Raw genomic sequence first — 5,588 nt, forward strand, 5'->3', positions numbered from 1 at the left:
CGGCTCGGCACCGGTCCGGGCCGCCCAGCGGCGCAGCGGCGCGTACGAGACCAGGGCGATCCGCTCGCCGGGCGCGCTGTGGCGCAGGCAGCAGCGCAGCGGGGCGCCGCCCTCCTCGTCGGTCATCGCGGCCGGGGGACGGCCGGCGTCGTCGGCGGTGCGCAGTTCCTTCAGGACGGTTGGACCGATGGGGAGTACGAGGTGAGTCGTCATGCCCTCCAGCGTCCCGTCCCGGCGCCACGCACACCGGCGGGATGCGGACATCGCGTTCCCCGTCGGTCCCATGGAAGGATGGCGCAACCGACACATAACGAGGAGATGACCGCGTGCCTGGCACAAACCTGACTCGCGAAGAGGCGCAGCAGCGGGCCGAGCTGCTCACCGTTGACTCGTACGAGATCGATCTCGACCTCTCCGGCGCGCAGGAGGGCGGTACCTACCGGTCCGTGACCACGGTGCGCTTCGACGTCGCCCGTGGCGGTGCCGAGTCCTTCATCGACCTGGTGGCGCCGGCGGTCCACGAGGTCGTCCTCAACGGCGACCAGCTGGACCCGGCCGAGGTCTTCGAGGACTCGCGGATCGCGCTGCCGGGCCTGCTGGAGGGGCGCAACGTCCTGCGGGTCGTCGCGGACTGCGCCTACACCAACACCGGCGAGGGTCTGCACCGCTTCGTCGACCCGGTGGACGAGCAGGCCTACCTATACACGCAGTTCGAGGTCCCGGACGCCCGCCGCGTCTTCGCCTCCTTCGAGCAGCCGGACCTGAAGGCCACCTTCCAGTTCACCGTGAAGGCGCCCGAGGGCTGGACGGTCATTTCCAACTCGCCGACCCCGGAGCCGAAGGACAACGTCTGGGCCTTCGCGCCGACCCCGCGGATCTCGACGTACGTCACCGCGCTGATCGTCGGCCCGTACCACTCCGTGCACAGCGTGTACGAGAAGGACGGCCGGTCGGTGCCGCTGGGCATCTACTGCCGGCCCTCGCTCGCCGAGTTCCTCGACTCGGACGCGATCTTCGAGGTCACCCGGCAGGGCTTCGACTGGTTCCAGGAGAAGTTCGACTACGCCTACCCGTTCGAGAAGTACGACCAGCTGTTCGTGCCCGAGTTCAACGCGGGCGCCATGGAGAACGCGGGCGCGGTCACCATCCGCGACCAGTACGTCTTCCGGTCCAAGGTGACCGACGCGGCGTACGAGGTCCGCGCCGAGACCATCCTGCACGAGCTGGCCCACATGTGGTTCGGCGACCTGGTCACCATGGAGTGGTGGAACGACCTGTGGCTGAACGAGTCGTTCGCCACCTACACCTCCATCGCCTGCCAGGCGTCCGCGCCCGGCTCCAAGTGGCCGCACTCGTGGACCACCTTCGCCAACTCGATGAAGACCTGGGCGTACCGGCAGGACCAGCTGCCGTCCACGCACCCGATCATGGCGGAGATCCGCGACCTGGAGGACGTGCTCGTCAACTTCGACGGCATCACCTACGCCAAGGGCGCCAGCGTGCTGAAGCAGCTGGTCGCGTACGTCGGCGAGGATGAGTTCTTCAAGGGCGTGCAGGCCTACTTCAAGCGGCACGCGTTCGGCAACACCCGCCTGTCCGACCTGCTGGGCGCGCTGGAGGAGACCTCCGGCCGCGACCTGAAGACCTGGTCGAAGAAGTGGCTGGAGACGGCCGGCATCAACATCCTCCGCCCGGAGGTGCAGACCGACGCCGACGGTGCCATCACCTCCTTCGCCGTCCGCCAGGAGGCCCCGGCGCTGCCCGCCGGCGCCAAGGGCGAGCCGGTCCTGCGCCCGCACCGCATCGCCATCGGCCTGTACGACCTCGACGCCGGCTCCGGCAAGCTGGTGCGCACCGACCGGATCGAGCTGGACGTCGACGGCGAGCTGACCGCCGTACCGCAGCTGACCGGCAAGCGCCGCCCGGCGGTCGTCCTCCTCAACGACGACGACCTGTCCTACGCCAAGGTCCGCCTGGACGAGGAATCTTTGAAGACGGTCACAGAGCACCTCGGCGACTTCGCGGAGTCCCTGCCGCGCGCGCTGTGCTGGGCGTCGGCCTGGGACATGACGCGGGACGGCGAGCTGGCCACCCGCGACTACCTCTCCCTGGTGCTGTCCGGCATCGGCAAGGAGTCGGACATCGGCGTGGTGCAGTCCCTGCACCGCCAGGTCAAGCTGGCCATCGACCTGTACGCCGCCCCGTCCGCCCGCGAGTCCCTGCTGACCCGCTGGACCGACGCCACGCTGGCCCACCTGCGCACGGCCGAGCCGGCCGGCGACCACCAGCTGGCCTGGGCCCGTGCCTTCGCGGCGACCGCCCGCACCCCGGAGCAGCTGGACCTGCTGGAGGGCCTGCTCGACGGCACGCAGACCATCGAGGGCCTGGCCGTCGACACCGAGCTGCGCTGGGCGTTCGTGCAGCGTCTCGCGGCCGTCGGCCGGTACGACGAGACGGAGATCGCGGGCGAGTACGAGCGGGACAGGACGGCGGCCGGCGAGCGGCACGCGGCCACCGCCCGCGCGTCCCGTCCGACGCCGGAGGCGAAGGCGGAGGCCTGGTCCTCGGTCATCGACTCCGACAAGCTGCCCAACGCCGTGCAGGAGGCCGTGATCGCCGGCTTCGTGCAGACCGACCAGCGGGAGCTGCTCGCGCCGTACACCGACAAGTACTTCGAGGTCGTCAAGGGCGTCTGGGAGTCCCGTTCGCACGAGATCGCCCAGCAGATCGCCATCGGCCTCTACCCCGCGATCCAGGTCTCCGCGGAGACCCTGGACAAGACCGACGCCTGGCTGGCCTCGGCCGAGCCGACGGCGGCCCTGCGCCGCCTCGTCTCGGAGTCCCGCTCGGGTATCGAACGCGCCCTGAAGGCCCAGGCGGCGGACGAGGCGGCGGGCTCCGCCGCGTAACCGTCGTCACGACGGCAGGGGCGCCCGGTGCCGCACCGGGCGCCCCTGCGCATGCGTGGCCAAGCCCCCGGCCGCCGTCACGAGTTCACGACGGAGGGCCCGGGCGGCACCGATGCCGGACGGGCACGGCCCGTCCGGCATCGGTGGTGGGTTCAGCGGTGCGGGACCGCGATCGGCGTTCAGTTCACGACGACCACCACGACGCCGCCGCCGGGGACGAAGCCGGGGAAGAAGCCGGTGTTGTAGAAGTTGCCGCGGTCGTAGTGGCCGCAGCCGCCCCACCAGCCGCCGCGGTCGTAGCAGCCGTGGTTGGTGGAGACCCGGTCCGGGGTGGCCGCCGAGGCCGTACCCGCCGTGCCGATCGCGGCGCCACCGGCGAGGAGGACGCCGGCCGCGGTGACCGCGAAGAGACGCCTCACGCGTTGTGCTTTCATGTGGCCTACCTTCCTTCCACGCCCTCGCGGGGTTTCCGGTACGGGGGCGATGGCCGCGGCCGCGGGGGATCGAGCGGCGCGGTCGTAGGTGGTGCCGCGGGGGACGAGCAGCAGGCCTGTGCCGCTTCGGCTGCCGGCCCCGGTGGACGGGGCACTCGCCGCCGGCGGCGGGCACACCCCTGATCGCGGCCCTTTTCACTTCACGCTAACCGCCCTTCGCCCACTCAGCATCTCGGCGGCGGGGGCCCGGTCCGGCGGTCAGCGCTCGGGTTCCGGGTCCGCCGCGTGGCGCAGGGCGTGCAGGACCCTGGCGACGGCCGGTGCCTCGCCGGCGCCCCTGCGCACCGCCGCGACCACGTGCCGTACGGGGCGGTCCGCGCCCAGTTCCCGCAGCACCACGCCCGCTCGCCGGCCGGCCGCCGTCCGCGGCACCAGGGCGACGCCCATCCCCGCCTCCACCATGGCCAGGATCGCGGTCCAGCCGGTGGCCGAGTGTCCCTGGTGGGGGCTGAAGCCCGCGGCCTCGCAGGCCCGCCGGGTGATGTCCGACCAGGGGCCGCTGCCGCCGAAGATCCAGGGTTCGGCGGCCAGGTCGGTGAGGGTCAGGCCGGCGGCCGAGGCCAGGGGATGGTCCGGGGGCAGGGCGACGTCCAGCGGGTCGGCGAGCAGCGGGACGTGGGTGAAGCGGGGGTCGGCGGCGCTGGGCGCCTCGGCCGCGAGGGACAGGGCGAGGTCGACCTCACCGGCGGCCAGCAGGTCGTACGCCTCGGCGGCCTCCGCCTCGCGGACCCGGACGGTCACCTGCGGATGCGTCGCGCGCAGGGCCCGTACGGCGGGTACGACCAGGGCGGGTACGGCGGTCGGGAAGGCGCCGACGCGGACCTCCCCGGCCTCGCCGCGCGCGTACGCCGCGAGGGCCGCGTCGGCCCGCTCCAGCTGCTCGAACACCGGCTCCGTGTGCGCCAGCACCAGCCGGGCCGCGTCGGTGAGCCGGACCCGGCGGCCCTGCGCCTCCAGCAGGGGCACGCCGAGCTGGGCGGCGAGGTTGGTGAGCTGCTGGGAGACGGCGGACGGCGTCATGTGCAGGGCCTCGGCCGTCGCGGTGACCGTGCCCCGTTCGCGCAGGGTGCGCAGGATCCGCAGCTTCCTCAGGTCCCACTCGGCCATGCGCGCACGCTACACGCCGCGCGGGCCCTCGTCGGCCGCGGCGGCGAACCGGTCGTGGAATGCGGGGGGTTCGCGCAGTTTTTGGCAGCGGTACGGGTGCGCCGCCGCACCGCCGGCCGCACGCACTGCACGCATCCGGCCACCGGCACCATGGCGCCCGGCCACGAGGCGACACCGCCGACACCACCCGCGCCGCCGTCAGCGGCGGGAGCCCGCGCCCAGCACGACTCCGGCGAGGATCAGCGCCAGGCACAGCAGTTGCGGTCCTCCCGTGCGTTCGCCGAGCACCGCCCAGGACAGCAGGGCCACGCACACCGGCTGGAGGTAGTAGACGATGCCGGCGCGGGTGGCGCCGATCAGGGCGACGGCCTTGTTCCAGGCGAAGAAGGCGAGCGCGGAGGAGGCCACGCCGACGTACAGCAGGGGCAGGACCGTGCCCGGGGCGGGGCGGAAGCCGCCCTGGACGGCGAGGCTGACGGCCTGCGCGGGCAGCAGCAGGACGACGCCGGCGAGGAACGTGGCGAACAGGAAGGCGGTGCCGCCGAGTTCGGCCGGCCGGCGGCGCAGCAGCGCGCTGTAGCCGGCGAAGCAGCAGGCGGCGGCGAGCATCCACAGCCCGCCGGCCGGGAAGCCCGCCCCGCCGCCGACGAGCAGCGTCACGCCCGTGCAGGCCAGCAGCAGCCCGGCGGTCCGGCGCGCCCCCAGCCGTACGCCGCCCAGCCGGTCGCACACGGCCATGAGCACCGGCGAGGCGGCCATGATCATGCCCATGGTGGCGGCCGGGGTGGTCAGGCCGGCCTGGTTGACGAGGGTGTTGTAGACGGCCACGCCGAGGAGCGAGGCGAGCAGCACGTACCGGGCGTGGCGGCGGAACAGGTGCCGTTGCCGCCAGGCCTGCCGGGCGCCGAAGGGGGCGACGGCGAGCAGCGCGATCACCCAGCGCCAGAAGGCGTGCTGGACGGGCGGGACGCTGTCGTGCAGTCCGCGGGAGGTGACGAAGCTGCCGGACCAGACGACCGTGGCGAGTGCGGCGCAGGCGAGGCCGAGGAGCGGGGCGGCGGCCCGCCGCGGGCGGGGG

Annotated in this window: 5 protein-coding genes; 1 reads left to right on the forward strand and 4 read right to left on the reverse strand. The window is 73.4% G+C overall.

Annotated features, from left to right (window positions below; genetic code table 11):
- Positions 1 to 213, reverse strand: a 213-nt coding sequence (locus CCN44_RS32225; RefSeq protein ID WP_143650089.1) for a DUF1203 domain-containing protein, incomplete at its 3' end; no start/stop codon positions are given.
- Positions 214 to 326: 113 nt separating this feature from the next.
- On the opposite strand from CCN44_RS32225, the gene pepN reads away from it, so the two are divergent.
- Positions 327 to 2,909 carry an aminopeptidase N gene (gene pepN / locus CCN44_RS32230; protein WP_059249578.1) on the forward strand — a complete coding sequence of 861 codons (2,583 nt, stop codon included), beginning with the start codon at positions 327 to 329 and terminating at the stop codon, positions 2,907 to 2,909.
- A gap of 179 nt (positions 2,910 to 3,088) precedes the next feature.
- Here pepN and CCN44_RS32235 read toward each other — a convergent pair whose 3' ends face one another.
- The 3 genes from CCN44_RS32235 to CCN44_RS32245 form a co-directional block, all read right to left on the reverse strand.
- Positions 3,089 to 3,343, reverse strand: a complete 255-nt coding sequence (locus tag CCN44_RS32235) for a hypothetical protein (RefSeq protein WP_223283894.1) — start codon at positions 3,341 to 3,343, stop codon at positions 3,089 to 3,091.
- 258 nt (positions 3,344 to 3,601) lie between these two features.
- On the reverse strand, positions 3,602 to 4,510 hold the full coding sequence (locus CCN44_RS32240) for a LysR family transcriptional regulator (RefSeq protein ID WP_086701657.1): 909 nt from the start codon (positions 4,508 to 4,510) through the stop codon (positions 3,602 to 3,604).
- A gap of 198 nt (positions 4,511 to 4,708) precedes the next feature.
- A partial coding sequence (locus tag CCN44_RS32245; protein ID WP_086701659.1) for a DMT family transporter occupies positions 4,709 to 5,588 on the reverse strand: 880 nt, incomplete at its 5' end.

The sequence above is a fragment of the Streptomyces tricolor genome (genome assembly GCF_002155905.1).
Taxonomy (GTDB): Bacteria; Actinomycetota; Actinomycetes; order Streptomycetales; family Streptomycetaceae; genus Streptomyces; species Streptomyces tricolor.